This window comes from Herminiimonas glaciei (assembly GCF_042664955.1).
In the GTDB taxonomy this organism is placed as follows: Bacteria; Pseudomonadota; Gammaproteobacteria; order Burkholderiales; family Burkholderiaceae_D; genus Oxalicibacterium; species Oxalicibacterium glaciei.
The window spans coordinates 1,608,078-1,629,958 of the sequence record NZ_JBHTBU010000001.1 but is presented as its reverse complement, the minus strand read 5'-3'; the positions used below and the strand labels follow the sequence as shown (position 1 = coordinate 1,629,958).

The following is a 21,881-nucleotide window of genomic DNA, read 5'->3' as shown; positions in this document are numbered from 1 at the left end:
AACTGCAGGCTACAGTGCGTTTCCATGTGGCATCAACGGCGATATGCGCCATCTACAGCAACAGTACAGGGATGTACGCGGGGCAGGAAGGTTTGGGGAGGGAATTGCCTTGGTGTGTGATACTTAGCGCAAACGCGCTGTAGTCACAACGGGGCGCGGATAAAGTGAATCGGATGCCGAATGCGCACTTGATCCGCATCGTGCGCGTCGAATGAATCGAGCGCAACGAACACAATCGCGAGTGGTGAGCAAATTGGTTGAGCCATACAAAGCATGGGCAGAATCGGCAAACAGTTTCAACTTTATCAACCAGCAAGCTCGCTATTAAATATAGTGAGCTTGCCGGACTTATCCTAACAATCCAAACATTCTTGACCAACACCCTTGCGCGTTATCCGATTACAACAACGGTGCAACCTTGACTCGCACAGGGGCGGTGCATACACATCTTTTCCATCGAATTTGCAAATTGGCGAGGCCGATGGAGACGCCCCTGTGTAGAATGTGCTTTTTATTCTTACACCTGCAATGGTTTGGTAACCATTGCGAATTGATTATATATTCAAAATGAAGGACTTAGCGATATTTTCTGGGAAAGAGGCTCAAACCCTATCGCCCTCCCGGTCATCACAGGTCCATTCTCAAGTTCCGGCACAAGTCCAGCTTGTCACGATCAATGATGAAGACGCTGGGCAGCGGATAGATAACTTTTTGTTGCGTATTTGTAAAGGCGTGCCAAAAAGCCATATTTATCGCGTGCTGCGCTCCGGAGAGGTGCGCGTTAATAAAGGTCGCATAGATCAAACCTATCGTCTGGTCGAAGGCGATATCGTGCGCATCCCGCCCATCCGGATTGCCGAAAAAGCGCCATCCACTGCGCCGGGTGCCGAATTCAAAATATTGCTTGAAGACAATCATTTGCTCGTCATCGATAAACCGGCCGGCGTTGCCGTGCATGGCGGCTCCGGTGTCAGCTATGGCGTGATCGAACAATTGCGGGCGGCGCGTCCGGACGCCAAGTTCCTCGAACTGGTACACCGGCTGGATCGGGATACCTCGGGTGTCCTGGTGTTGGCGAAGAAACGCTCGGCGTTGACAAATTTGCATGAACAAATCCGCGGCGGCGAACCTGACAAGCGTTATCTGGTGCTGGTGCATGGCGACTGGAAGAATGCACGTCAGCACATTAAACTTCCCTTGCATAAATACACGACGCCGGAAGGCGAGCGCCGCGTACGCGTGCAGGCCGACGGCATGGAATCGCATACGGTGTTCAACCTGATCCAGCGCTATGGTCCGTTTTCGCTGCTGGAGGCTGAATTGAAAACCGGCCGCACACACCAGATTCGCGTGCATCTGGCGTCCAGCGGTTTTGCGATTGCCGGCGATGATAAATATGGCGATTTCGCGCTGAACCGTGATTTGCAAAAAGCCGATGGCGAGCGCGTGGCCTTGAAACGCATGTTTTTGCACGCACATCAGATTACATTCATCCATCCGGAAAGCGGCAAGCCTGTGACCCTGAACGCGCCTTTGCCGCCGGAATGCGAGCGCTTCCTGAAAAGTTTGAAGAAGACCGCTAATTAATTGATGCTGCGTTGCCGCCGCCAGGCAGCGCAGAATTCCCGTATATATAGTTAAAGGAGCTGGCAGCGCGCTGTCAGGTTACATGGCAAGAAAGCAATTTGATCTCATCGTTTTCGATTGGGATGGCACTTTGATGGATAGCACCGCGGTCATCGTCAACTGTATACAAGCAGCAGCCAAAGACCTGGGATTACCGATCCCGGGCGAAAAAGCCGCCGCGCATGTGATAGGCCTGAGTTTGCAAAAAGCGATGGAAGCGGCGTTGCCGGGCATCGATCCAAAATATTACCCACGCATGGTCGAGCGTTACCGCTATCACTATTTAAATCAGGATGGCGGGCTGACCCTGTTCAAGGGCGTGCGCGAGATGCTGGAAGATTTGTCACAGCAGGGCTATTTCCTGGCGGTGGCAACCGGTAAAAGCCGGGTCGGCCTGAATCGCGCGCTGGATGTTTCCAAGCTGCTGTCCTTGTTCGATGCGACCCGTTGTGCCGACGAAACCTTTTCCAAGCCGCATCCGGCGATGTTGCAGGAACTGACGCGCGAATTGGGGCAGGATATGAAGCGTACCGTGATGGTGGGCGATACCACGCACGATTTGTTACTGGCGCAAAATGCCGGTGCGGCCGGTGTGGCCGTGCATTACGGCGCGCATACCCCGGCCGAGTTGCAGGCGCTCAATCCCTTGTATTCAGCAACTTCGGTGGCGGAGTTGCACACCTGGCTCAATGAAAACGGATAAGCGAGATTGACTACCGACATCCTGATCTGTGACTCGGCGGCCCTGGAAGACGGCGGTACGGGAGTACGTTTCCCGCTGACGGCGGGCGGCGAAGATGCGACCGGTTTTGTGGTGCGCTATAACGGTGTGGTCTATGGTTACCTGAACCGTTGCGCACATATCCCGATTGAACTGGACTGGAATAACGGCGAATTTTTCGAGACGGAAGGGCGTTACCTTATTTGCTCCACGCATGGCGCGATTTACCTGCCGGAAACCGGTCGCTGCGCAGGAGGGCCCTGTCGCGGCGGGCGCTTGCGCACAATTGTCGTCACCGAAAAAGATAATCAGGTATTCTGGCAGGCAGACGAATTCGTAAGACCCGCGCGCGCATAAGCAGCGCGGAACAAAACACACTACATCATGAGCAACGATAACGACAATTTGAATCAGTCATCCGCATGGCAGGCATCTGCCGCACCAGCGCCAAAGAAGGAAGGCTGGGAGCGCGAGGTGTTGGAAAAGCTGGCCTTTGCTACGCTCAAGGAGCAAAGGGCACGTCGGCGTTGGGGCATTTTCTTTAAATTCGTCACAGTCGCGCTGATTGCTTTCGCACTATGGATGAGCTTTGGCCCATCGGTCGGCGATATGGAAAACGTCGGTCCGCATACCGCGCTGATCAAGATCGACGGCACGATAGAGGCGAAGGGTGCCGGCGATGCCGATTCGGTCATTTCTGCATTGACCAAAGCATATGCAGATCCCGGCTCGGTCGGTTTGATTTTGCAAATCAATAGCCCGGGTGGCAGCCCGGTGCAGGCTGGCATCATCAATGATGAAATCACGCGCCTGCGTAAAAAGTATCCGCAAAAACCCTTGTATGTCGTGGTCAATGAAATGTGCGCATCCGGTGGTTATTACATCGCGGTGGCGGCCGATCGTATCTATGTCAACAAGGCCAGCCTGATCGGTTCGATTGGTGTGTTGATGGATGGTTTCGGCTTTACCGGCACGATGGAAAAGCTCGGCGTCGAACGTCGCATGCTGACCGCGGGTAGTAATAAAGGTTTTATGGACCCGTTCAGCCCGCAAACCGAAACGCAAAAACACTATGCGCAAGACATGTTGAATGAAATCCATCAGCAATTCATCGACGTGGTGCGCAAGGGCCGTGGCAAGCGCCTGAAAGAAACACCGGAAACATTCTCCGGCCTGGTCTGGACTGGTGCCAAATCGATAGAGCTGGGCCTGGCCGACGGCTTCGGTACGGTGGAGAGTGTGGCGCGTGATGAATTCAAATCGACGAATATCGTCGACTACACACAGCGCGAAGGTTTGTCGGATCGTGTACTGCGCAAGTTTGGTGCCGCAGCGGGTGCTTCGGCCATCAAGGCGATCACTGAGAGTGCAGCGCCTGTCCTGAAGTAATTCCGTATTGAAAATTGCTGCACTGCGTATTAAATCAAGAAATGCGCAGTGCAGCAAAGCAGACAGTAGTGCGTTGCTGCAAGAATGTAACCGAGCTTGAAATCTGTTTGCGCTTGTCTATATTGGAAATGCGCTATCAGCATCTGGAGATGTGAATGCAACAACGTCTGCAACTGCTAAGGGGCATCCGCTCGCATTTCGGTAGCGTGTCTATGCTGGAAAAATGAAGGTCTTCGACCTCTCCTAATGTCTCCTTCGGAGACAGGCAAAACGGCGATGAAACATCGCCGTTTTGCATTTCTGCTCAGCTATCTGCGAGCAATAAAAACACCGTAGGTTTTTTATGGAAGTCAGGCGTCTTGCCGGATGCCAGTTCGGCTTTCCAGCGCGTGGCGGTTTGCGTTTTGATCGTTTCCGACGGCAGGGTGAGATTGGTGGCGACGCTGATCAGCGTATTCGGATTGCAGGTGTTGACTAGCGTTTCCAGCAAGCCGGCATTGCGATACGGTGTTTCGATAAAGAACTGTGTTTGTTTTTCCTGGCGCGAGCGATCTTCCAGTTGCTTGATGCGCTTGCCGCGTGCCGCTGCATCTATGGGCAAGTAGCCGTTGAAGGCAAAGTTCTGTCCGCTCAGGCCGCTCGCCATCACGGCCAGCAATAAGGAAGACGGGCCAACCAATGGTTTGACCTGGATGCCGCGCGCATGCGCGAGTCGCACCAGGTTCGCGCCCGGATCGGCAACTGCCGGCACGCCGGCTTCCGATATCAGGCCAGCATCTTGCCCCGCCAGCAAGGGTTCGAGCAGCGCAGGCAGTGCTTTCGCTTCGGTATTGACGTTGAGTTCGGCGATGCGTATTTCCTGTATCGGTTTGGCCAGTGTGTTCCTGGTACCTATCAGTTTGAGGAAGGCGCGCGTGGTCTTGGCGTTTTCCGCGACGAAGTAATCCAGCCTGGCGGTGATGTTTTGTACGTCTTGCGGAATGATGTGGGCCAGCGGATCAGTGTCGGCGACCTGGGTCTCGCCCAGCGTATTTGGTATGAGGTAGAGAATGCCTGGCATGTTTTATCTGTCGTGAAGGCGGCGCTGCAGGCGCCGGCCGGTTTTAATTGTTGAAGAAGCTGATGTTGGCGCGACGCAGCATGCCGGTCAAGGCAATCAGCGGCAGGCCGGTGAGGGCGGTCGGGTCGCTGCTGCTGATTTTTTCCAGGATGGCGATGCCCAAACCTTCGTTCTTGGCGCTGCCGGCACAATCGTAGGGCTGTTCTATGCGCAGGTAGGCATCCAGTTCGGCATCCGGCAAGTCGCGGAAAGTGACGAAGGTCTGGATATTGTCCAGCTGGATCTGCGGCGATGAGATACCGCTGCGGCCATCGAACAGGCATAGCGCGGTATGGAAGATCACTTCGCGGCCGCGCATAGTTTGTAATTGCTGCAAGGCATTCGCGTGATTGCCCGGTTTGCCTATCTGTGCGCCGTCCAGCGTGGCGACCTGGTCCGACCCGATGACCAGCGCATCCGGTGCCTTGGCGGCAATCGCCGTGGCTTTTTGTTGTGCTAATCGCAACGCCGTGGCGGCCGGAGTCTCGCCCGGCAGCGCAGTTTCATCGATATCCGGCGACATGACCTCGAAGGGCAGGCCCAGCCGGGATAGCAATTCCTTGCGGTAAACCGAGCTGGAACCGAGGATCAGGCGTGCTGGCGGGGATAAAGAGGGCATTTATTTGACGTTTATTTGAATGAGCGCTCAAAAAAAGTGCGCTAAGGCTTTGACGAATAAAGGAAAAGCCTGTTATTATCGCAGGTTTTCCGGGTTCGGCTAAGCCTATGAATGCTTTTGTAATTGACGCCTTCGAGTTCAGTCGGCATAGAGAGCAGCGTGAAGGCGACGTTGTAATCGCTGATTTGCCGCGGCTTGCTGCAGAATCCGTAAATATGCCTGCATCGCTGCATTGGTCTTTGCATGGTGGTACTGATGGACTGGGCCACCCGCAACTGATTATGTCGGTATCCGGCTCAATTCATTTGATGTGCCAGCGTTGCATGACGCCACTGAAACTCGATATTGCATCGGAATCAGTGCTGATTCTTGCGAAAAACGATGAGCACGCTGATGAGATAGACGCGTTGCTGGCAGACGACACCATAGACGTGATTGTCGGATCGAAGACATTGAATGTCAGCGATCTGATTGAGGATGAGGCTTTGTTGGCGATTCCTCTGGCGCCTAAGCACGATGTGTGTCCCGACAATGCAGCAGTTGAAAGTGCGATGAGTGCAAGAAAGCCATCGCCCTTCGACGTGCTGAAAGGTATGAAGCAATAGATTCGCTGCAGCTGTGAGGCCTTAAGCGGGCATATTGAGATTTTGTAGTAAGGATTATCGGTTTTGCCGTGAGTTTGCAAAACGGATGTGTTAGAATTTTAGAACTTAAGGTTTAGGAGTTATCATGGCTGTTCAACAAAACAAAAAGACACCGTCGAAACGCGGTATGCACCGTTCGCACGACTTCCTGGTTGCTCCGCAACTGAGCGTTGAGCCAACCACCGGTGAAACACACATGCGTCACCATATCAGCCCTAACGGCTTTTATCGTGGCCGTAAAGTCCTGAAAACCAAAAACGACGAATAATCATTCGTCTTTCAGGCAAAGAAAGCGGCGCTGTAAGTTCATGACTTTGCGCCGTTTTTTAATATGCTAAAACAGCACATTCCGTCATTTTGAATCAAGCTGAATCTGGCCCATAATGCGGTTAGAGTGACGCCCTGAGTCAATCCAATGACAATTAAAATATCTATCGACTGTATGGGTGGCGATCACGGCCCCTCAGTCACCATTCCCGCCGCTATTTCGTTTGTCGAGAGCGAGCCAGACGCCGAGCTTATTTTAGTCGGGCTGGAAGAAACGCTTTTGGCCGAACTGAAAAAACACAAGGCCAGCGAACATCCGCGTCTATCGATCGTGAATGCGACCGAGGTCGTGACGATGGACGACCCCCTCGAAATTGCCTTGCGCCGCAAGAAGGATTCTTCGATGCGCGTCGCGATCAATCTCGTCAAGCAGGGCAATGCCGACGCCTGCGTCTCGGCCGGTAACACGGGCGCCCTGATGGCGATCTCGCGTTATGTGCTCAAGACCTTGCCCGGTGTGAATCGTCCCGCTATTTGCAGCATCCTGCCGAATCAAAAAGACGGCCCTACCTATATGCTCGACCTCGGCGCCAATGTCGATTGCGAGCCGCAGCATTTGCATCAATTCGCATTGATGGGTTCTGCGCTGGTGTCGGCGATGGAAGGCAATCCGCGTCCTACTGTCGGTTTGCTGAATGTCGGCGAAGAAGATATCAAGGGTAATGAAGTGGTCAAGCAAACCGCAGTCCTGCTGCGCGCCGACCATGAATTGGGCCGCTTGAATTTCTACGGCAACGTGGAAGGTAATGACATCTTCAAGGGTACGACCGACATCGTTGTCTGCGATGGTTTCGTCGGCAATGTCACGCTGAAGGCTTCCGAAGGTCTCGGGCGCTTCGTCAAGAGCGTGCTGACCACCGAATTCAAAAGCAGTCCGCTGAATATGCTGGGCGCCTTGATTGCGCGCGGTGCCCTGAAAGCAATTTCCCAAAGAATGAATCCTTCTCGCTACAATGGCGGCAGCTTGCTGGGCCTGCGTGGCCTGGTATTCAAGAGCCATGGCGGGGCTGATGCCTATGGTTATCAGTGGGCCATCAAGCGTGCGTTTGACGCCGCCAAGTACGATGTATTGACGCGCATTTCGACCAAGATTGCCGATCTGATGCCGCAGTCTGCAGCGACGCCGGAAGATTCCGCTGGTGCAATACCTAATGCAACAATAGAACCATAGAATAGAAAAATCGCATGACTATTTACAGCAAAATTATCGGTACAGGCAGCTATCTGCCACCTAACCGTGTGACCAACCAGGAATTGACCGCGCAACTAGCCAGCAATGGCATAGAAACCTCGGATGAATGGATAGTGTCGCGCAGCGGTATTTCGGCACGCCATTACGCAGATGCGGGTGTGCAATCGAGTGACCTGGCAGTGGAAGCGGCCAAGCGCGCGCTCGAGATGGCCAAGCTCGGCGTTGACGATGTCGACCTGATCATCCTCGCTACCTCGACACCGGATTTCTTCGGCGGTTTTCCAAGCACTGCCTGCGTGGTGCAACGCAAGCTCGGCATCACCAATGATTGCGCTGCGGTGGACGTGCAAGCGGTATGCAGCGGTTTCGTTTACGCGGTATCGATTGCCGATAACTTTATCAAAGCCGGTACACACAAGAACGTTCTGGTAATTGGCGCGGAAGTGTTTTCGCGCATTATCGATTTTGAAGATCGCACTACTTGCGTCCTGTTCGGCGACGGCGCGGGCGCAGTGCTGATGACCGCGTCGCAAGAGCCGGGCGTACTGGCGACCAAATTGCACGCGAATGGTAATTACGGCGATATCCTGTGCCTGCCTGGCAAGGTCAGCAAGGGTGTGGTCGAAGGCAGTGCTTTCCTGTACATGGATGGTCCTGCAGTATTCAAACTGGCAGTATCGGTGCTGGATAAAGTCGCGCACGAAGCGCTGGAAATCGCCGGCATGCAATCTTCCGAAGTCGACTGGATCATTCCGCACCAGGCAAACATCCGCATCATGCAAAGCACGGCCAAGAAGCTCGGCCTCGGCATGGACAAGATGATCGTGACCGTTGACCAGCACGGTAATACTTCGGCTGCCTCGATTCCTATGGCGCTCGACGTTGGCGTACGCGATGGTCGTATCAAGCCGGGCCAGAACGTCATGATGGAAGGCGTGGGCGGCGGCTTTACCTGGGGCGCGGTGCTGGCACGGATGTGATCCCGGGGGATAGGGACACCAATCGTTTTTTTGATTAAAACTAGAAAACAAGCATGAGCAAATTCGCATTCGTATTTCCAGGGCAAGGATCGCAAGCGATCGGTATGCTCAATGGTTTCGCTGACAACGCAGTGGTGCAGCAAACACTGGCAGAAGCATCGGACGCATTGCAGTTCGACCTGGCCAAACTGATTTCCGAAGGTCCGAAGGAAGAGCTGGACCTGACGACCAATACCCAACCTGTGATGCTGACCGCAGCCGTCGCGATGTATCGCGCATGGATTGCCGCCGGCGGCAAGACACCGGCACTGGTGGCCGGCCATAGCCTTGGTGAATACTCGGCGCTGGTTGCCGCAGGCGTGATCGCATTCAAGGATGCAGTGCCACTGGTGCGTTTCCGCGCCAAAGCGATGCAGGAAGCGGTTCCGGTCGGGCAGGGCGGTATGGCTGCGATCCTGGGCTTGTCGGATGCCGATGTATTGGCTGTGTGTGCAGAAGCGGCGCAAGGCGATGTGGTCGAAGCCGTCAACTTCAATGCACCGGCACAAGTCGTGATTGCCGGTCACAAGGCTGCGATCGAACGTGCATGCGAAGCGGCCAAGGCGAAGGGCGCAAAACGCGCATTGTCGCTGCCGGTGTCCGCACCTTTCCATTCGTCCTTGCTGAAGCCTGCATCGGATCGTTTGCGCGAATATATGGCAACACTGACTTTCAATGCGCCACAGATTCCATTGATCAATAACGTCGATGTCGCGATTGTCAGCGATGTGGACGGTATCAAGGACGCACTGGTGCGCCAGGCTGCGAATCCGGTACGCTGGGTTGAGTCGGTGCAAAAAATGGCGGCTGAAGGTGTTACCGATGTCGTCGAATGCGGTCCAGGCAAGGTATTGGCCGGTTTGACCAAGCGTATCAACGGTGAGTTGACCGGACACGCGATTGTCGATCAAGCGTCGCTGGACGCGGTTTTGGAGCTTTTGAAATAATGACTACAGTTGATTTGAGTGGCCAGGTCGCCCTGGTAACCGGCGCTTCGCGTGGTATCGGTCGTGCGATTGCACAGGAACTGGCTAAGCTGGGCGCCAAGGTAATTGGTACCGCGACGTCGGAATCCGGCGCTGCAGCGATTTCCGAATACCTGGGCAATGGCGGCAAGGGTGTCGTGCTGGACGTCAATGACGCCGCGCGCTCGGTCGCCCTGATCGATGAAATCCAAAAGGAATTCGGCGCAGTCAGCATCCTCGTCAATAATGCCGGCATCACCCAGGATCAATTGGCGATGCGGATGAAGGACGAAGAGTGGGATAGCGTCATTGCGACCAACCTGACTGCGGTAGGACGCTTGTCGCGTGCGGTATTGCGCGGCATGATGAAGGCTAAAACCGGTCGTATTATCAACATAACATCAGTTGTCGGTTCGTCCGGCAATGCCGGGCAAATGAATTATGCTGCGGCCAAGGCTGGTGTGGCTGGCATGAGTCGTGCTCTGGCACGTGAGATCGGTAGCCGCAACATTACCGTCAATTGCATCGCACCTGGTTTTATTGATACGGATATGACGAAAACCCTGAGCGAGCAGCAAATTGCTGCCTTGCTGCAACAGGTTCCGTTAGGACGTCTGGGCGTGCCGGAAGACATCGCTGCTGCAGTGAGTTTCCTTGCATCGCCTCAGGCGAGTTACATTACTGGTACCACGTTGCACGTCAACGGCGGTATGTATATGAACTAAATTTGTAATTAGTCACTTTTAGCCGAAGTTTCAGGTTTCTTGATGACAAAAGCTAAAAATGAATTTTCGGTGCGCAAACCTGCTAAAATGCGCGCACTTTCTGTAACCACCCATTGGAGTTAAAACATGTCGGATATCGAACAACGCGTTAAGAAAATCGTCGCTGAACAACTGGGCGTCGCTGAAGCAGACATCAAAATCGAATCGTCCTTCGTTGACGATCTGGGCGCTGACTCGCTGGATACCGTTGAACTCGTAATGGCACTCGAAGACGAATTCGAAATGGAAATCCCTGACGAACAAGCTGAAAAAATCACTACAGTGCAGCAGGCGATTGATTACGCCAAGGCACACGTAAAAGCGTAAGTTGTTTTGAACGACTCTAGGAGAATTGCTTGAGCCGCTCTAGTAAACGTCGTGTCGTCGTCACTGGTCTTGGTTGTATTTCTCCCGTCGGCAACACTGTCGCAGACGCATGGAATTCGCTTCTTGCAGGGCAATCTGGCATTGCAACCATCACCAAGTTTGATGCGTCACCCTTCAGCACACATTTTGCTGGAGAAGTAAAAAACTTCAATATCGAGGACTACATCCCCGCTAAAGAAGCGCGCCACATGGATACATTCATCCACTACGGCGTGGCAGCTGGCATGCAGGCAATGCGAGACAGCGGCTTGGTTGTGACGGAAGAGAATGCCGAACGTATTGGCGTCATCGTCGGTTCCGGTATCGGTGGCTTGCCACTGATCGAAGATACCCACGCTGAATTGACCAATCGTGGCCCGCGTCGCATCAGCCCGTTCTTTGTGCCTGCGTCCATCATCAACATGATTTCGGGTCACCTGTCGATCATTTACGGTCTGAAAGGACCGAATCTGGCGATAGTGACAGCCTGTACCACCGGTTTGCATTCGATCGGCGCTGCCGGTCGCATGATCGAATACGGTGATGCGGATGTCATGATTGCCGGTGGTGCTGAATCGACGATTTCGCCGCTGGGCCTGGGTGGTTTCGCTTCCGCACGTGCCTTGTCGTCGCGCAACGATGATCCTGCTACGGCTTCCCGTCCATGGGATAAAGACCGTGACGGTTTCGTCCTGGGCGAGGGTGCCGGTGTGATGGTGCTGGAAGAGTACGAGCATGCGAAAGCACGCGGTGCAAAAATCTATGCTGAGCTGGTTGGTTTCGGCATGAGTGGCGATGCTTATCACATCACTGCTCCAAACATGGATGGCCCACGTCGCAGCATGACGAATGCATTGAAGAGCGCGGAAATCGCCGCCGATCAAGTGCAGTACCTGAATGCGCATGGCACGTCGACCCCATTGGGCGATAAAAACGAAACAGATGCAGTGAAAGCCGCATTCGGCGCACAGGCGAAGAAGTTGACAGTCAACTCGACAAAATCGATGACAGGTCACTTGCTCGGTGGTGCCGGCGGACTTGAGTCGGTATTTACCGTGCTTGCGCTGCATCATCAGATTTCGCCGCCTACGATCAATATCTTCAATCAGGATCCGGAATGTGATCTCGACTACTGCGCCAACACAGCGCGCGAGATTCCGATTCAGTACGCCATGAAAAATAACTTCGGTTTTGGCGGTACGAACGGTACCTTGATTTTTGGTAAAGTCTGATCAAAATCCGATTATCCCGTAAGGGTAATCGGATTTTTTACTTCCACCCCCGTATGTCTATCGCGGTATCTACCGTCGTCCAGCAGTCCAGATTGTTGTCCGGGCTGCTGATGCTCATGTGTGCGGGATTGCTTTGGATTGCCGGGTTGCTGCTGTTTGCGCAGGTCGGAGAGTTGTCTATTGGTGCCAGGAGCTTGCTGGCGGTGGCATGTTTCGCATTTGGATCTTATGTGTTTTTCCGGACTCTAAAGAGTAGAAAAATATATAAGATTCACGTATCGGGCAGCGGTCAGATCCGCCTCGCAGTCCGGCCTGAAACCGAGGCCGGGGCGCTTGATGAAGGTGAATTGGTTGAATTGCTGCCGGACTCGACTTTATGGCCAGGTTTGTTACTCTTACGTCTACAAAATGAGCAGCGGCAGACGCATAATGTGGTCATACTGCCGGATTCGGTTTCAGCAGAGGGTTTCAGGGCCTTATTGGTCGCTTGTCGCTGGATCGTTATGCGACATGCGGATGCCGATAAGCGGCGTTTCAGCGGGAATTAGTTACGAATTTTTTGAACCAAACAAGTTTCGTCCAGTCAATTAGGCGAGCCGCGTGCGTGTTGCAGAATAACAAGGGAATGGATTGACGACAGAACGCGATATTGATCAGCAGCTTGTCGAGCGTGTACAACGTGGCGACAAAAAAGCTTTCGAGCTATTAGTGATCAAGTACCAACGGAAATTGATGCGACTGGTGTCGCGGCTTGTCCGCGACCAGGCTGAGGCCGAGGACGTAGTACAGGAAGCATTCATCAAGGCGTATCGCGCATTGCCGCAATTTCGCGGCGATTCGGCGTTTTATACCTGGTTATATCGTATCGGCATCAACACCGCGAAGAACTATTTGGTCACCCAGGGCCGTCGTGCTCCGACATCAACTGAAGCAGATGTCGAAGAAGCAGAAACTTTTGACGACGGAGACCACCTAAGAGATATCAATACACCGGAATCTTTGTTGGCAACCAAGCAAATCGCGCAGACTTTGAATGTGGCGATGGAAGAGTTGCCGGAAGAGTTACGTATGGCGATTACCTTGCGAGAGATCGAAGGACTGAGTTACGACGAGATAGCTGAATCGATGGGTTGCCCTATCGGTACGGTACGCAGCCGGATTTTCCGGGCGCGTGAAGCCATTTCGGAAAAATTAAGGCCGTTGCTGGATACGGCACTCGATAAACGTTGGTGAAAAATAAATAAAGAAACGCTTTTTGCTGCAAATATAGGGGTAGCCTTAATTTTTTCGAGGTAGTGATGAATACGACGAATATGACGCGGGAACAAATATCAGCTTTTGCCGATAACGAATTGTCTGATGGGCATGTCGATATCGCCTTGGCTGCATTGCGCCAGCAAGAAGGACGCGATACGTGGAATATGTATCATCAAATCGGCGACGCCCTGCGTTCTGACGATTTGAATACGCAATTGAGTGCGGATTTCAACACCCGCATGTTTGCACTGCTGGATGCAGAAGCCACCATCATGGTGCCTGCAGACAAGCGTGTAGCGGTGGCCAAGGATGCTGCTTTCAGGCGCTTTGCGATGCCGGCCGGTATGGCCGCTGCAGTCGCGGTAGCGGCTTTCCTGACCGTGCCGCAAATGATGACGACCAACGCACCGGTGGTCACCGCCGCCGTGGCGCCGGAAACGATCACCGTGGCGAGCAAGGATGGCGAAGTGCTGCGTGATCCGCGTATCGACGATTACCTGTTGGCCCACCAACGTTTTTCACCTTCTGTGTACAGCAGTGCACAATATGCGCGCGCAGCTACGTTCGCTGTTGACTCAGACAAGTAATAGATATGCGGCAGACATTAGGTTTTTTTAAATTCGTTGTGCTTTTTTCCAGCGTCATTGCGTTTACAGCCCAGGCAGAAAACGTCGGCGCGAGCCATGAACATGATGCGCACGATACGCAAGTGTGGCTGAAGAAGATACAGTCTTCAGCACAGAAGTTGAATTACTCGGGCACCTTTGTGTATCAGCAGGGCAGCCAGGTCCGCACTTCGCGTATCACGCATATCTTCAATGGCAAGAACGAGCTTGAAAAACTCGAAATCCTCGACGGCAAGCCGCGCGAGTACATCCGCAATAATGAAGAGATTGCCTGCTATGTGCCGGAAAACAAATCGATACGTGTAGAAAAGCGCGTAACGAAGGATGTATTCCCGGCCATCCTGGGTGCCAGCCCGGCCGATTTGGCCGAGCACTACAATCTGAAGAAGGGCGAAACCGGTCGTGTCGCCGGTTATGACTGCCAGGCCATCATATTGGAACCGAAAGACAAGCTGCGTTACGGCTACAAGCTGTGGGCGGAAAAGTCGACCGGCCTCTTGCTCAAGGCGCAAACCGTGAATGAGAAGAATGATGTGGTCGAGCAGATTGCCTTCACGCAATTATCGATCGGCCATGTCGATCCCAGCCGTGTGAAATCGAGCTTCCCGAATACCCAGGGATGGCGCGTTGAAAATGCGGTCATGAGCGAAACCAATTTGTCCGGCTGGACGGTAAAAGACATTCCACCCGGCTTCAAAAAGATACGCGAAATGAAACGCCTGATCACTGATACGGCACCTGCGAACGCAGCGGAAAATACTCCGCCTACGCAACGTGAAGTTTCGCAAATTGTTTATTCGGATGGCCTGGCCGCAATTTCGGTCTTTATCGAGTCGGGTACGCAAAGCCGGACCGAAGGTTCGATGCAGCAGGGCGCAATGAACATCGTTGGCAAGCGCCAGGGCGATTACTGGTTGACGGTGGTGGGTGAAGTGCCGGCTGCAGCGATCAAGCAAGTCGCCAATTCGATAGAGTTCAAGTCTAAATAAGATATCTTTGAATTTATGAAAACAATTCCCCTCGTGCACAAAAAGCTCTCCGTAGTTTTATTCGGTGTTGCGAGTGCCTTCTTTATCCCGGCAGTTACAGGCATCGCACCAGCGATAGCGGCACCGTCCGTGGCAGGCTTGCCCGACTTTACCGATCTGGTTGAAAAAACCGGTCCGGCCGTGGTGAATATCCGTACCACGGAAAAAGCCAAAGTCCAGCAAGGTAATGCAGCGACAGACGATGAGGAAATGCAGGAATTTTTCCGCCGTTTCTTCGGCGCACCGATTCCGCCGCGCCAGCAGCAACCTGCACCGCGCGGACGCGGCAAGGCGGCACCTGATGGGGAAGAGGAAGTGCCGCGTGGTGTCGGTTCGGGTTTCATCATTTCTGCCGACGGTTATGTGATGACGAATGCGCACGTGGTGAACGGTGCCGACGAGGTGTATGTCACCTTGACGGACAAGCGTGAATACAAGGCGAAGATCATCGGTGCCGATACGCGTACCGATGTGGCGCTGGTCAAGATTGAGGGCAGCAATTTGCCACGCCTGACGATGGGCGATTCGAACAAGATACGTGTCGGTGAATGGGTGATTGCAATCGGTTCGCCATTCGGCCTGGATAATTCCGTGACCGCCGGCATCGTGTCGGCGAAGGCGCGCGATACCGGTGATTACCTGCCATTGATTCAAACTGACGTCGCTGTGAACCCGGGTAATTCGGGCGGCCCGCTGATCAATATGCGCGGTGAAGTGATCGGCATCAATTCACAAATCTATAGCCGCTCCGGCGGTTACATGGGTATCTCGTTTGCCGTGCCTATCGATGAAGCGATGCGCGTGTCGGATCAGTTGCGCGCTAGCGGTAAGGTCACACGTGGCCGGGTCGGCGTGCAGATCGGTGAAGTAACGAAAGATGTTGCGGAGTCACTCGGCTTGAGCCGTCCGCAAGGTGCACTGGTACAACGTGTTGAACCAGGCGGCCCGGCGGAAAAAGGCGGCGTGGAAGCCGGTGACGTGATCCTGAAATTCAATGGCGTCGGTATCGAACGTTCGAGCGATTTGCCACGGCTGGTGGGTAGCACCAAGCCGGGTACGCGTTCGGTCATGACGGTCTGGCGTAAAGGTGCAATGCGCGACCTGAACCTGGTCGTGACTGAGCTGGAAGCAGACAATGTCGTGAAGAAGGCGGACAAGAAACCGAAGGCTGAGCAGGTGGCGAATGCACTTGGCATGATCGTCAGTGACCTCAATGCGGCGCAGCTGAAAGAGCTGAAGATCGATGGTGGCATCCTGATCGAAGCAACGGAAGGTGCGGCAGCACGTGCCGGTTTGCGTGCCGGTGACATCATCTTGCGTTTGAATAACACGGACATCAAGGATGCGCGCCAATTCAACGGGCTGGTGGCGAAGCTGGATACGAAGAAAACCACTTTGCTGCTGGTACGTCGTGGCGACTCTTCCCAGTTCGTGACGATCAAGCCTCTGGCGCAATAAACCGATAATCGAAGACGAGGCTGCCTGCTGAAAAGCTTGCAGCCTTTTCTTTTGCCTGCCGAAAGCCTGTTTTGATCAAGTTCACCCTTTACTCCCGGACCTACTGTCATTTGTGCGATGACATGTTGCACGCCTTGCAGGCGCTGCTCGGGCCGGACAGCTACCCGATCAATGTGCTGGATGTGGATGCCGATGAAGCATTGGTGGCGCAATATGATGAACTGGTACCGGTGCTGGTAGGTCATAGGGAAGGGCAGGCGGCGCGGCAGATTTGCCACTATTTCCTGGATGAGGCGGCGGTCAGGGCCTTTATTGCTGATTAATAAACTGTATGACGCTGATACGCCCGGGGAATGCCATTTCGCACGAAATTGTCACAGCAAATGCCGAAGCCGGGAATTTACGGGATTTCCCCTCTGAAATCCGGTAAAATGCCGTGGCCGTCATCCCTCTGTAACAAGGCGCTCGCTTGGGGAAATTATCCCAGCATGGAGCGCTTTTTTTGTAATTGTCACTTGGTTAATGAACAACATTCGCAACTTTTCCATCATCGCCCATATCGACCACGGTAAATCGACCCTTGCCGACCGCATTATTCAATTGTGCGGCGGCTTGTCTGATCGCGAAATGGAGGCGCAAGTCCTTGATTCCATGGATATTGAACGTGAGCGTGGCATTACCATCAAGGCCCAGACTGCGGCCCTGATGTACAAGGCGCGCGACGGCCAGGTGTACAACCTGAACCTGATCGATACGCCGGGCCACGTCGATTTCAGCTATGAAGTCAGCCGTTCGCTGTCCGCCTGCGAAGGCGCCCTGTTGGTAGTGGATGCATCGCAAGGCGTGGAAGCGCAAACCGTGGCGAACTGCTACACCGCACTGGATCTGGGTGTGGAAGTGGTGCCGGTGCTGAACAAGATTGACTTGCCATCGGCCGATCCGGACAACGCGATTGCTGAAATTGAAGAAGTGATCGGGATTGATGCCAGTGAAGCGGTGCATTGCTCGGCCAAAACCGGCCTCGGCGTGCAAGACGTGCTGGAATCACTGATTACCAAGGTGCCGCCACCTAAGGGTGATGCGACTGCGCCATTGCAGGCCTTGATCGTTGACTCATGGTTCGATAACTATGTCGGTGTCGTCATGCTGGTACGCGTGATGAACGGTACCTTGCGTCCGAAAGACAAAATTTTGCTGATGGCCAGCGAATCGCAGCATCTGGTTGAAAGCGTCGGTGTGTTCACGCCGAAATCGATTTCGCGCGACTCGCTGACAGCCGGGCAGGTAGGCTTCATCATCGCCGGCATCAAGGAATTGAAAGCGGCAAAAGTCGGCGATACGGTGACCCTGGTCAGCCGTCCGGCCGCCGAACCTTTGCCTGGCTTCAAGGAGGTACAGCCGCAAGTGTTTGCCGGTTTGTTCCCGGTCGAGGCCAACCAGTACGACGCCTTGCGCGACTCGCTGGAAAAATTGAAATTGAATGATGCAGCACTGATGTACGAGCCGGAAGTATCGCAGGCGCTGGGCTTCGGCTTCCGTTGCGGCTTCCTCGGTTTGTTGCATATGGAAATCGTGCAGGAGCGCCTCGAACGCGAGTTCGATATGGACCTGATCACGACTGCGCCTACCGTTATTTACGAAGTGGTCCTGGGTGACGGTTCCATCCTGATGGTGGATAACCCGTCGAAGATGCCGGACCCGTCGAAGATCGAAGAAATTCGCGAGCCTATCGTTACCGTCAACCTCTACATGCCGCAAGAGTATGTGGGGTCGGTGATCACGCTGTGTACGCAAAAACGCGGTATCCAGATGGATATGAGCTACCACGGTAAACAGGTCAAGCTGATCTATGAAATGCCGATGGCGGAGATCGTGCTCGATTTCTTCGATAAGCTCAAATCCACTTCGCGCGGCTATGCGTCGATGGATTACGAATTCAAGGAATACCGTTCGTCCGACGTGGTCAAGGTCGACATGCTGATTAACAGTGAGAAAGTCGATGCGCTGGCGATTATCGTGCATCGTGCCAACAGCCAGTATCGCGGTCGTGCGGTCGCGGCCAAGATGCGTGAATTGATTCCACGCCAGATGTTTGACGTCGCAATCCAGGCAGCTATCGGCTCCAATATCATTTCGCGCGAAAACGTGAAGGCCTTGCGCAAAAACGTTTTGGCGAAATGCTATGGCGGTGATATCAGCCGTAAACGCAAGCTGCTGGAGAAACAAAAAGCCGGTAAGAAACGCATGAAACAGGTGGGCTCGGTAGAGATTCCACAAGAAGCGTTCCTGGCAATTTTACAAGTGGATGACAAATGACGTTCCAAGACATCTTAGGCAATTTCTCGCTGATTCTTTTCATCCTGATGGTAGGAACCGGTATCGTCTGGTTCCTCGATGTGCTGTACCTGAAAAAACAGCGTCGTGCCAAGGCAGATGCAGTATTGGCTGAATTCGACGCACGCAATGCAAAACTGGCAGGCGAGGGTATCAAGGCGGATAACACCGGTCGTGCCGCACTTGAAGCCAGCCTGTTGCGTCAACCGGCCTGGATCGAATACTCGGGCAGCTTCTTCCCGGTGATCGCGCTGGTGTTTTTCCTGCGCTCCTTCCTGTACGAACCGTTCAAGATCCCATCGACTTCGATGGTGCCTACGCTGCAAGTCGGCGACCTGATCCTGGTGAACAAATACCAGTACGGCATACGCCTGCCTATCATCAACAAGAAAATCATTGATGTCGGCAATCCGCAACGTGGTGACGTCATGGTCTTCAAGTATCCGGAAAACATGGCGCTGGATTACATCAAACGTGTCGTCGGCGTGCCGGGCGATACTGTGACCTACCGCAACAAACGCCTGATCGTGAATGGCCAGCCGGTGTCCTACAAACCTTTGCCGGACTACCTGGATGAAGAGACGCTGAGCTATTCCAAGCATTTGAGCGAAGATTTGAATGGCGTCGCCCATCAAATCCTGAATAATCCGCGTGCACCATCCTATGTGGCGAATCCGCACGACTTCCCGAACCGGGAATTGTGTAACTACGACGTAGAGGGATTTACCTGTAAGGTCCCTGCTGGACAATATTTCATGATGGGTGATAATCGGGATAACAGCCTCGATAGTCGCTACTGGGGTTTCGTTCCGGATAAAAATATTGTCGGAAAGGCATTTTTTATTTGGTTGAATTTGAACAACTTCCCGAGCAACCTGGGTCGTATCGGTAATTTCCAGTAATTTGAATCAGGAGCGCGTACATGGCATACCCGTTGCAGAGCAGTCGTTATCAACAAGGCATCACTTTGGTGAGCCTGATTCTGGTCCTGGCTGTGATTGGTGCAATTGCCGTATTAGCGCTTAAAGTAACCCCTACGGTTACCGAATATTTTTCGATCAAGAAAGCGATTGCCAGCGTCAAGGCCAACGGTGGATCGGTGCCGGAAATGCGCGCGGCGTTTAATCGCCAGACCGAAGTCGGATATATCGATGCGATCGACGGTAAGGATTTGGACATCGTGCAGAATGGTGACGGCACTGAAATCAGTTTCGCCTACCAAAAGGTGATCCCGCTCGGCGGGCCGGTCAGCTTGCTGATCGATTACGCTGGTTCGACCAGCAATGGCAGGGCAAAGAAAGTTATCCCTTAAGGCGATGAAGCGATAGAAATAAGCGACAGAAAAATGGATTTAACGTTATTGCAAAACCGGCTGGGCCACACTTTCAAGGATGCTGTTTTATTGCAGCAGGCTTTGACGCATCGTAGCCACGGAAGCGTACATAACGAACGCCTGGAGTTCCTCGGCGATTCCATTTTGAATTGCGTGGTTGCATCGCTGCTGTTCGATCGTTACAGCAAGATAGATGAAGGCGATCTGTCACGTTTGCGCGCCAATCTGGTCAAACAGCAATCGCTGTACGAAATTGCGCAGCGCCTGGAACTATCGCATTTCCTGCGCCTGGGCGAGGGTGAATTGAAGTCGGGCGGCTTCCGCCGTCCATCGATTCTCGCGGATACCCTGGAAGCATTGTTCGGTGCAATTTTCCTCGATGCCGGTTTCGACACCGCACGTGATGTGATCCGTGCCTTGTACATTCCTATCCTCGATAGTGTGGATCCGAAGACCTTGGGCAAGGATGCCAAGACCCTGTTGCAGGAATATCTGCAGGGTAAAAAGATCGCACTGCCGCAATACAATGTGGTGGCGACCCACGGTGCCGCCCACAATCAGGAGTTCGAAATCGAATGCCTGGTTCCTAAACTGGATATCCAGGTGTTTGGCACGGGCGGCAGCCGTCGTGCCGGTGAGCAGGCAGCAGCCAAGCTGGCACTGGAAGCAGTGCAGGCCGCTTTCGTCAAAACACCGGCCGCCAGCCGTAAAGCCAAGCCGCGTACCGCGCAATTGAAGCTGGCCGGTATCGCAACCGTGCAGCTCGATGACGCCGACAAGGCTGTTGCGAAAGCGCCGGGTAAAGCTGATGCAAAAAATACCAAGGCGGAAGTAAAAGCCGTCGCCGAAGCAACTGAAACACCCGTCAACGATGGACAAAAAAGTTTGATCGCCGAGCCTGATGCCGCGAAAACGACTGATGTCGCATCCGATGATGCAGCAACAAAAACTCCTACCACTTCCCATTCCAAAATTGCATGACTGAATCTGCCGCACTGTCTCACTTTCGATGCGGTTATATCGCGATCGTCGGTCGCCCTAACGTCGGTAAATCGACCCTGATGAATGAGCTGATCGGTGCCAAGGTCAGCATTACATCGCGCAAGGCGCAAACTACGCGCCATCGCATCACCGGCATCCAGACTGTGGAAGATGCGCAGTTTGTGTATGTAGATACGCCTGGCTTCCAGACCCGTCATTCGAATGCGCTGAACAAAACCCTGAATCGCACCGTCACGAATACGCTGACAGCTGCGGATGTGATCCTGTACGTGATCGAGGCTGGTACTTTTGGGCAGGCCGATCAACAGGTACTGGACCTGATTCCAAAGAACGTTCCTTGCATCCTCGTGATCAATAAGTCGGATCGCGTCAAGGACAAGGCGGTCTTGCTGCCGTTTGCGCAGCAAATCGCCGCCAAGCGTGATTTCACCGCAGTGGTGCCGGTCTCGGCCAAATTACGTTTCCAGCTTGAAGGCTTGCAGGGCGAAATCAAAAAATACCTGCCTGAAGGCCCGCCTATCTTTGGCGAAGATGACATTACCGATCGCAGCGAAAAATTCCTCGCCGCTGAAATCGTACGGGAAAAAGTTTTCCGTTTCGTCGGTGATGAATTGCCTTACACCAGCACCGTACTGATCGAGAAATTTGAAGTCGAAGGTAATCTGCGCCGCGTGTTCGCTGCGATCCTGGTCGAGCGCGATACCCATAAATCGATGGTTATCGGTAACAAGGGTGCCCGTCTGAAAGACATTTCCACCCAGGCGCGTCTTGATATGGAACGCCTGTTCGGTGGCCCGGTGTATCTGGAAATCTGGGTCAAGGTCAAATCAGGCTGGGCTGATAATGAAGCTGGTCTGCGCGCATACGGATACGAATAATA

At 53.6% G+C, this 21,881-nt stretch carries 25 protein-coding genes; 23 read left to right on the top strand and 2 right to left on the bottom strand.

Annotated features, from left to right (window positions below):
- Window positions 1-567: 567 nt before the first annotated feature.
- The 4 genes from ACFQPC_RS07325 (at window position 568) to ACFQPC_RS07310 (ending at window position 3,736) form a co-directional block, all read left to right on the top strand.
- Window positions 568-1,587, top strand: coding sequence for an RluA family pseudouridine synthase (locus tag ACFQPC_RS07325; RefSeq protein ID WP_012079204.1), 1,020 nt, complete (start codon window positions 568-570; stop codon window positions 1,585-1,587).
- Between the two features lie 82 nt (window positions 1,588-1,669).
- Window positions 1,670-2,329, top strand: coding sequence for an HAD-IIIA family hydrolase (locus tag ACFQPC_RS07320; protein ID WP_382271157.1), 660 nt, complete (start codon window positions 1,670-1,672; stop codon window positions 2,327-2,329).
- Between the two features lie 6 nt (window positions 2,330-2,335).
- Window positions 2,336-2,704 carry a Rieske (2Fe-2S) protein gene (locus ACFQPC_RS07315; RefSeq protein ID WP_382271155.1) on the top strand — a complete coding sequence of 123 codons (369 nt, stop codon included), beginning with the start codon at window positions 2,336-2,338 and terminating at the stop codon, window positions 2,702-2,704.
- 27 nt (window positions 2,705-2,731) lie between these two features.
- Window positions 2,732-3,736: a S49 family peptidase gene (locus tag ACFQPC_RS07310; RefSeq protein WP_382271153.1), complete on the top strand. Its 1,005-nt coding sequence runs from the start codon at window positions 2,732-2,734 to the stop codon at window positions 3,734-3,736.
- Window positions 3,737-4,040: 304 nt separating this feature from the next.
- Here ACFQPC_RS07310 and ACFQPC_RS07305 read toward each other — a convergent pair whose 3' ends face one another.
- On the bottom strand, window positions 4,041-4,796 hold the full coding sequence (locus ACFQPC_RS07305) for an SAM-dependent methyltransferase (RefSeq protein ID WP_382271151.1): 756 nt from the start codon (window positions 4,794-4,796) through the stop codon (window positions 4,041-4,043).
- Between the two features lie 43 nt (window positions 4,797-4,839).
- Window positions 4,840-5,454: a Maf-like protein gene (locus ACFQPC_RS07300; protein WP_382271150.1), complete on the bottom strand. Its 615-nt coding sequence runs from the start codon at window positions 5,452-5,454 to the stop codon at window positions 4,840-4,842.
- A gap of 107 nt (window positions 5,455-5,561) precedes the next feature.
- Here ACFQPC_RS07300 and ACFQPC_RS07295 point away from each other — a divergent pair, with 107 nt between their 5' ends.
- The 19 genes from ACFQPC_RS07295 to era all read left to right on the top strand — a co-directional run bounded on the left by ACFQPC_RS07295 (window position 5,562) and on the right by era (window position 21,879).
- Entirely contained in the window at window positions 5,562-6,059 is a 498-nt protein-coding gene (locus ACFQPC_RS07295) for a YceD family protein (protein ID WP_382271149.1), read from the top strand.
- Between the two features lie 124 nt (window positions 6,060-6,183).
- On the top strand, window positions 6,184-6,366 hold the full coding sequence (rpmF, locus tag ACFQPC_RS07290; protein WP_012079211.1) for a 50S ribosomal protein L32: 183 nt from the start codon (window positions 6,184-6,186) through the stop codon (window positions 6,364-6,366).
- A gap of 147 nt (window positions 6,367-6,513) precedes the next feature.
- A complete protein-coding gene (gene plsX, locus ACFQPC_RS07285; protein WP_012079212.1) occupies window positions 6,514-7,596 on the top strand; it encodes a phosphate acyltransferase PlsX in 1,083 nt (360 codons plus the stop codon).
- A 14-nt stretch (window positions 7,597-7,610) separates the two neighbouring features.
- Window positions 7,611-8,597: a beta-ketoacyl-ACP synthase III gene (locus ACFQPC_RS07280; protein ID WP_012079213.1), complete on the top strand. Its 987-nt coding sequence runs from the start codon at window positions 7,611-7,613 to the stop codon at window positions 8,595-8,597.
- Between the two features lie 53 nt (window positions 8,598-8,650).
- A complete protein-coding gene (gene fabD / locus ACFQPC_RS07275) occupies window positions 8,651-9,583 on the top strand; it encodes an ACP S-malonyltransferase (RefSeq protein WP_382271146.1) in 933 nt (310 codons plus the stop codon).
- Window positions 9,583-10,326, top strand: a complete 744-nt coding sequence (gene fabG / locus ACFQPC_RS07270; protein WP_012079215.1) for a 3-oxoacyl-ACP reductase FabG — start codon at window positions 9,583-9,585, stop codon at window positions 10,324-10,326. The genes fabD and fabG overlap by 1 nt, the downstream gene beginning before the upstream one ends.
- Window positions 10,327-10,452: 126 nt before the next feature.
- Entirely contained in the window at window positions 10,453-10,692 is a 240-nt protein-coding gene (gene acpP / locus ACFQPC_RS07265) for an acyl carrier protein (RefSeq protein WP_009664389.1), read from the top strand.
- Between the two features lie 29 nt (window positions 10,693-10,721).
- Window positions 10,722-11,963 carry a beta-ketoacyl-ACP synthase II gene (gene fabF, locus ACFQPC_RS07260; RefSeq protein ID WP_382271143.1) on the top strand — a complete coding sequence of 414 codons (1,242 nt, stop codon included), beginning with the start codon at window positions 10,722-10,724 and terminating at the stop codon, window positions 11,961-11,963.
- 53 nt (window positions 11,964-12,016) lie between these two features.
- The gene (locus ACFQPC_RS07255) at window positions 12,017-12,511 is read left to right on the top strand and encodes a protein YgfX (protein ID WP_382271141.1); all 495 of its coding nucleotides are present in this window, start codon (window positions 12,017-12,019) and stop codon (window positions 12,509-12,511) included.
- A gap of 82 nt (window positions 12,512-12,593) precedes the next feature.
- Window positions 12,594-13,196: an RNA polymerase sigma factor RpoE gene (rpoE, locus tag ACFQPC_RS07250; protein WP_124575132.1), complete on the top strand. Its 603-nt coding sequence runs from the start codon at window positions 12,594-12,596 to the stop codon at window positions 13,194-13,196.
- Between the two features lie 65 nt (window positions 13,197-13,261).
- Window positions 13,262-13,807: a sigma-E factor negative regulatory protein gene (locus tag ACFQPC_RS07245; RefSeq protein WP_382271139.1), complete on the top strand. Its 546-nt coding sequence runs from the start codon at window positions 13,262-13,264 to the stop codon at window positions 13,805-13,807.
- Window positions 13,808-13,812: 5 nt separating this feature from the next.
- On the top strand, window positions 13,813-14,835 hold the full coding sequence (locus ACFQPC_RS07240; RefSeq protein WP_382271137.1) for a MucB/RseB C-terminal domain-containing protein: 1,023 nt from the start codon (window positions 13,813-13,815) through the stop codon (window positions 14,833-14,835).
- A gap of 15 nt (window positions 14,836-14,850) precedes the next feature.
- Window positions 14,851-16,332 (top strand): DegQ family serine endoprotease, encoded by a 1,482-nt coding sequence (locus tag ACFQPC_RS07235; protein ID WP_382271135.1) that lies wholly within the window; start codon window positions 14,851-14,853, stop codon window positions 16,330-16,332.
- A gap of 71 nt (window positions 16,333-16,403) precedes the next feature.
- Complete coding sequence (locus ACFQPC_RS07230; RefSeq protein WP_382271133.1) at window positions 16,404-16,655, top strand: glutaredoxin family protein; 252 nt, start codon at window positions 16,404-16,406, stop codon at window positions 16,653-16,655.
- Between the two features lie 199 nt (window positions 16,656-16,854).
- Window positions 16,855-18,648, top strand: a complete 1,794-nt coding sequence (gene lepA / locus ACFQPC_RS07225; protein ID WP_382271132.1) for a translation elongation factor 4 — start codon at window positions 16,855-16,857, stop codon at window positions 18,646-18,648.
- A complete protein-coding gene (lepB, locus tag ACFQPC_RS07220) occupies window positions 18,645-19,568 on the top strand; it encodes a signal peptidase I (RefSeq protein ID WP_382271130.1) in 924 nt (307 codons plus the stop codon). The genes lepA and lepB overlap by 4 nt, the downstream gene beginning before the upstream one ends.
- Window positions 19,569-19,588: 20 nt before the next feature.
- Window positions 19,589-19,978, top strand: a complete 390-nt coding sequence (locus tag ACFQPC_RS07215) for a DUF4845 domain-containing protein (protein WP_382271128.1) — start codon at window positions 19,589-19,591, stop codon at window positions 19,976-19,978.
- 33 nt (window positions 19,979-20,011) lie between these two features.
- On the top strand, window positions 20,012-20,980 hold the full coding sequence (gene rnc, locus ACFQPC_RS07210; protein ID WP_382271126.1) for a ribonuclease III: 969 nt from the start codon (window positions 20,012-20,014) through the stop codon (window positions 20,978-20,980).
- Window positions 20,977-21,879 carry a GTPase Era gene (gene era / locus ACFQPC_RS07205; protein WP_012079227.1) on the top strand — a complete coding sequence of 301 codons (903 nt, stop codon included), beginning with the start codon at window positions 20,977-20,979 and terminating at the stop codon, window positions 21,877-21,879. Before rnc ends, era begins: the two co-directional genes overlap by 4 nt.
- The last annotated feature ends 2 nt before the right edge of the window (window positions 21,880-21,881 follow it).

What these genes read in the sequence shown, in the direction of transcription:
- ACFQPC_RS07325 (WP_012079204.1), top strand. Translation starts at nt 568, where the DNA reads ATGAAGGACTTAGCGATATTTTCTGGGAAAGAGGCTCAAACCCTATCG.
- ACFQPC_RS07320 (WP_382271157.1), top strand. Translation starts at nt 1,670, where the DNA reads ATGGCAAGAAAGCAATTTGATCTCATCGTTTTCGATTGGGATGGCACT.
- ACFQPC_RS07310 (WP_382271153.1), top strand. Translation starts at nt 2,732, where the DNA reads ATGAGCAACGATAACGACAATTTGAATCAGTCATCCGCATGGCAGGCA.
- ACFQPC_RS07305 (WP_382271151.1), bottom strand. Translation starts at nt 4,796, where the DNA reads ATGCCAGGCATTCTCTACCTCATACCAAATACGCTGGGCGAGACCCAG.
- ACFQPC_RS07300 (WP_382271150.1), bottom strand. Translation starts at nt 5,454, where the DNA reads ATGCCCTCTTTATCCCCGCCAGCACGCCTGATCCTCGGTTCCAGCTCG.
- ACFQPC_RS07295 (WP_382271149.1), top strand. Translation starts at nt 5,562, where the DNA reads ATGAATGCTTTTGTAATTGACGCCTTCGAGTTCAGTCGGCATAGAGAG.
- rpmF (WP_012079211.1), top strand. Translation starts at nt 6,184, where the DNA reads ATGGCTGTTCAACAAAACAAAAAGACACCGTCGAAACGCGGTATGCAC.
- plsX (WP_012079212.1), top strand. Translation starts at nt 6,514, where the DNA reads ATGACAATTAAAATATCTATCGACTGTATGGGTGGCGATCACGGCCCC.
- ACFQPC_RS07280 (WP_012079213.1), top strand. Translation starts at nt 7,611, where the DNA reads ATGACTATTTACAGCAAAATTATCGGTACAGGCAGCTATCTGCCACCT.
- fabD (WP_382271146.1), top strand. Translation starts at nt 8,651, where the DNA reads ATGAGCAAATTCGCATTCGTATTTCCAGGGCAAGGATCGCAAGCGATC.
- fabG (WP_012079215.1), top strand. Translation starts at nt 9,583, where the DNA reads ATGACTACAGTTGATTTGAGTGGCCAGGTCGCCCTGGTAACCGGCGCT.
- acpP (WP_009664389.1), top strand. Translation starts at nt 10,453, where the DNA reads ATGTCGGATATCGAACAACGCGTTAAGAAAATCGTCGCTGAACAACTG.
- ACFQPC_RS07255 (WP_382271141.1), top strand. Translation starts at nt 12,017, where the DNA reads ATGTCTATCGCGGTATCTACCGTCGTCCAGCAGTCCAGATTGTTGTCC.
- ACFQPC_RS07245 (WP_382271139.1), top strand. Translation starts at nt 13,262, where the DNA reads ATGAATACGACGAATATGACGCGGGAACAAATATCAGCTTTTGCCGAT.
- ACFQPC_RS07240 (WP_382271137.1), top strand. Translation starts at nt 13,813, where the DNA reads ATGCGGCAGACATTAGGTTTTTTTAAATTCGTTGTGCTTTTTTCCAGC.
- ACFQPC_RS07235 (WP_382271135.1), top strand. Translation starts at nt 14,851, where the DNA reads ATGAAAACAATTCCCCTCGTGCACAAAAAGCTCTCCGTAGTTTTATTC.
- lepA (WP_382271132.1), top strand. Translation starts at nt 16,855, where the DNA reads ATGAACAACATTCGCAACTTTTCCATCATCGCCCATATCGACCACGGT.
- lepB (WP_382271130.1), top strand. Translation starts at nt 18,645, where the DNA reads ATGACGTTCCAAGACATCTTAGGCAATTTCTCGCTGATTCTTTTCATC.
- ACFQPC_RS07215 (WP_382271128.1), top strand. Translation starts at nt 19,589, where the DNA reads ATGGCATACCCGTTGCAGAGCAGTCGTTATCAACAAGGCATCACTTTG.
- rnc (WP_382271126.1), top strand. Translation starts at nt 20,012, where the DNA reads ATGGATTTAACGTTATTGCAAAACCGGCTGGGCCACACTTTCAAGGAT.
- era (WP_012079227.1), top strand. Translation starts at nt 20,977, where the DNA reads ATGACTGAATCTGCCGCACTGTCTCACTTTCGATGCGGTTATATCGCG.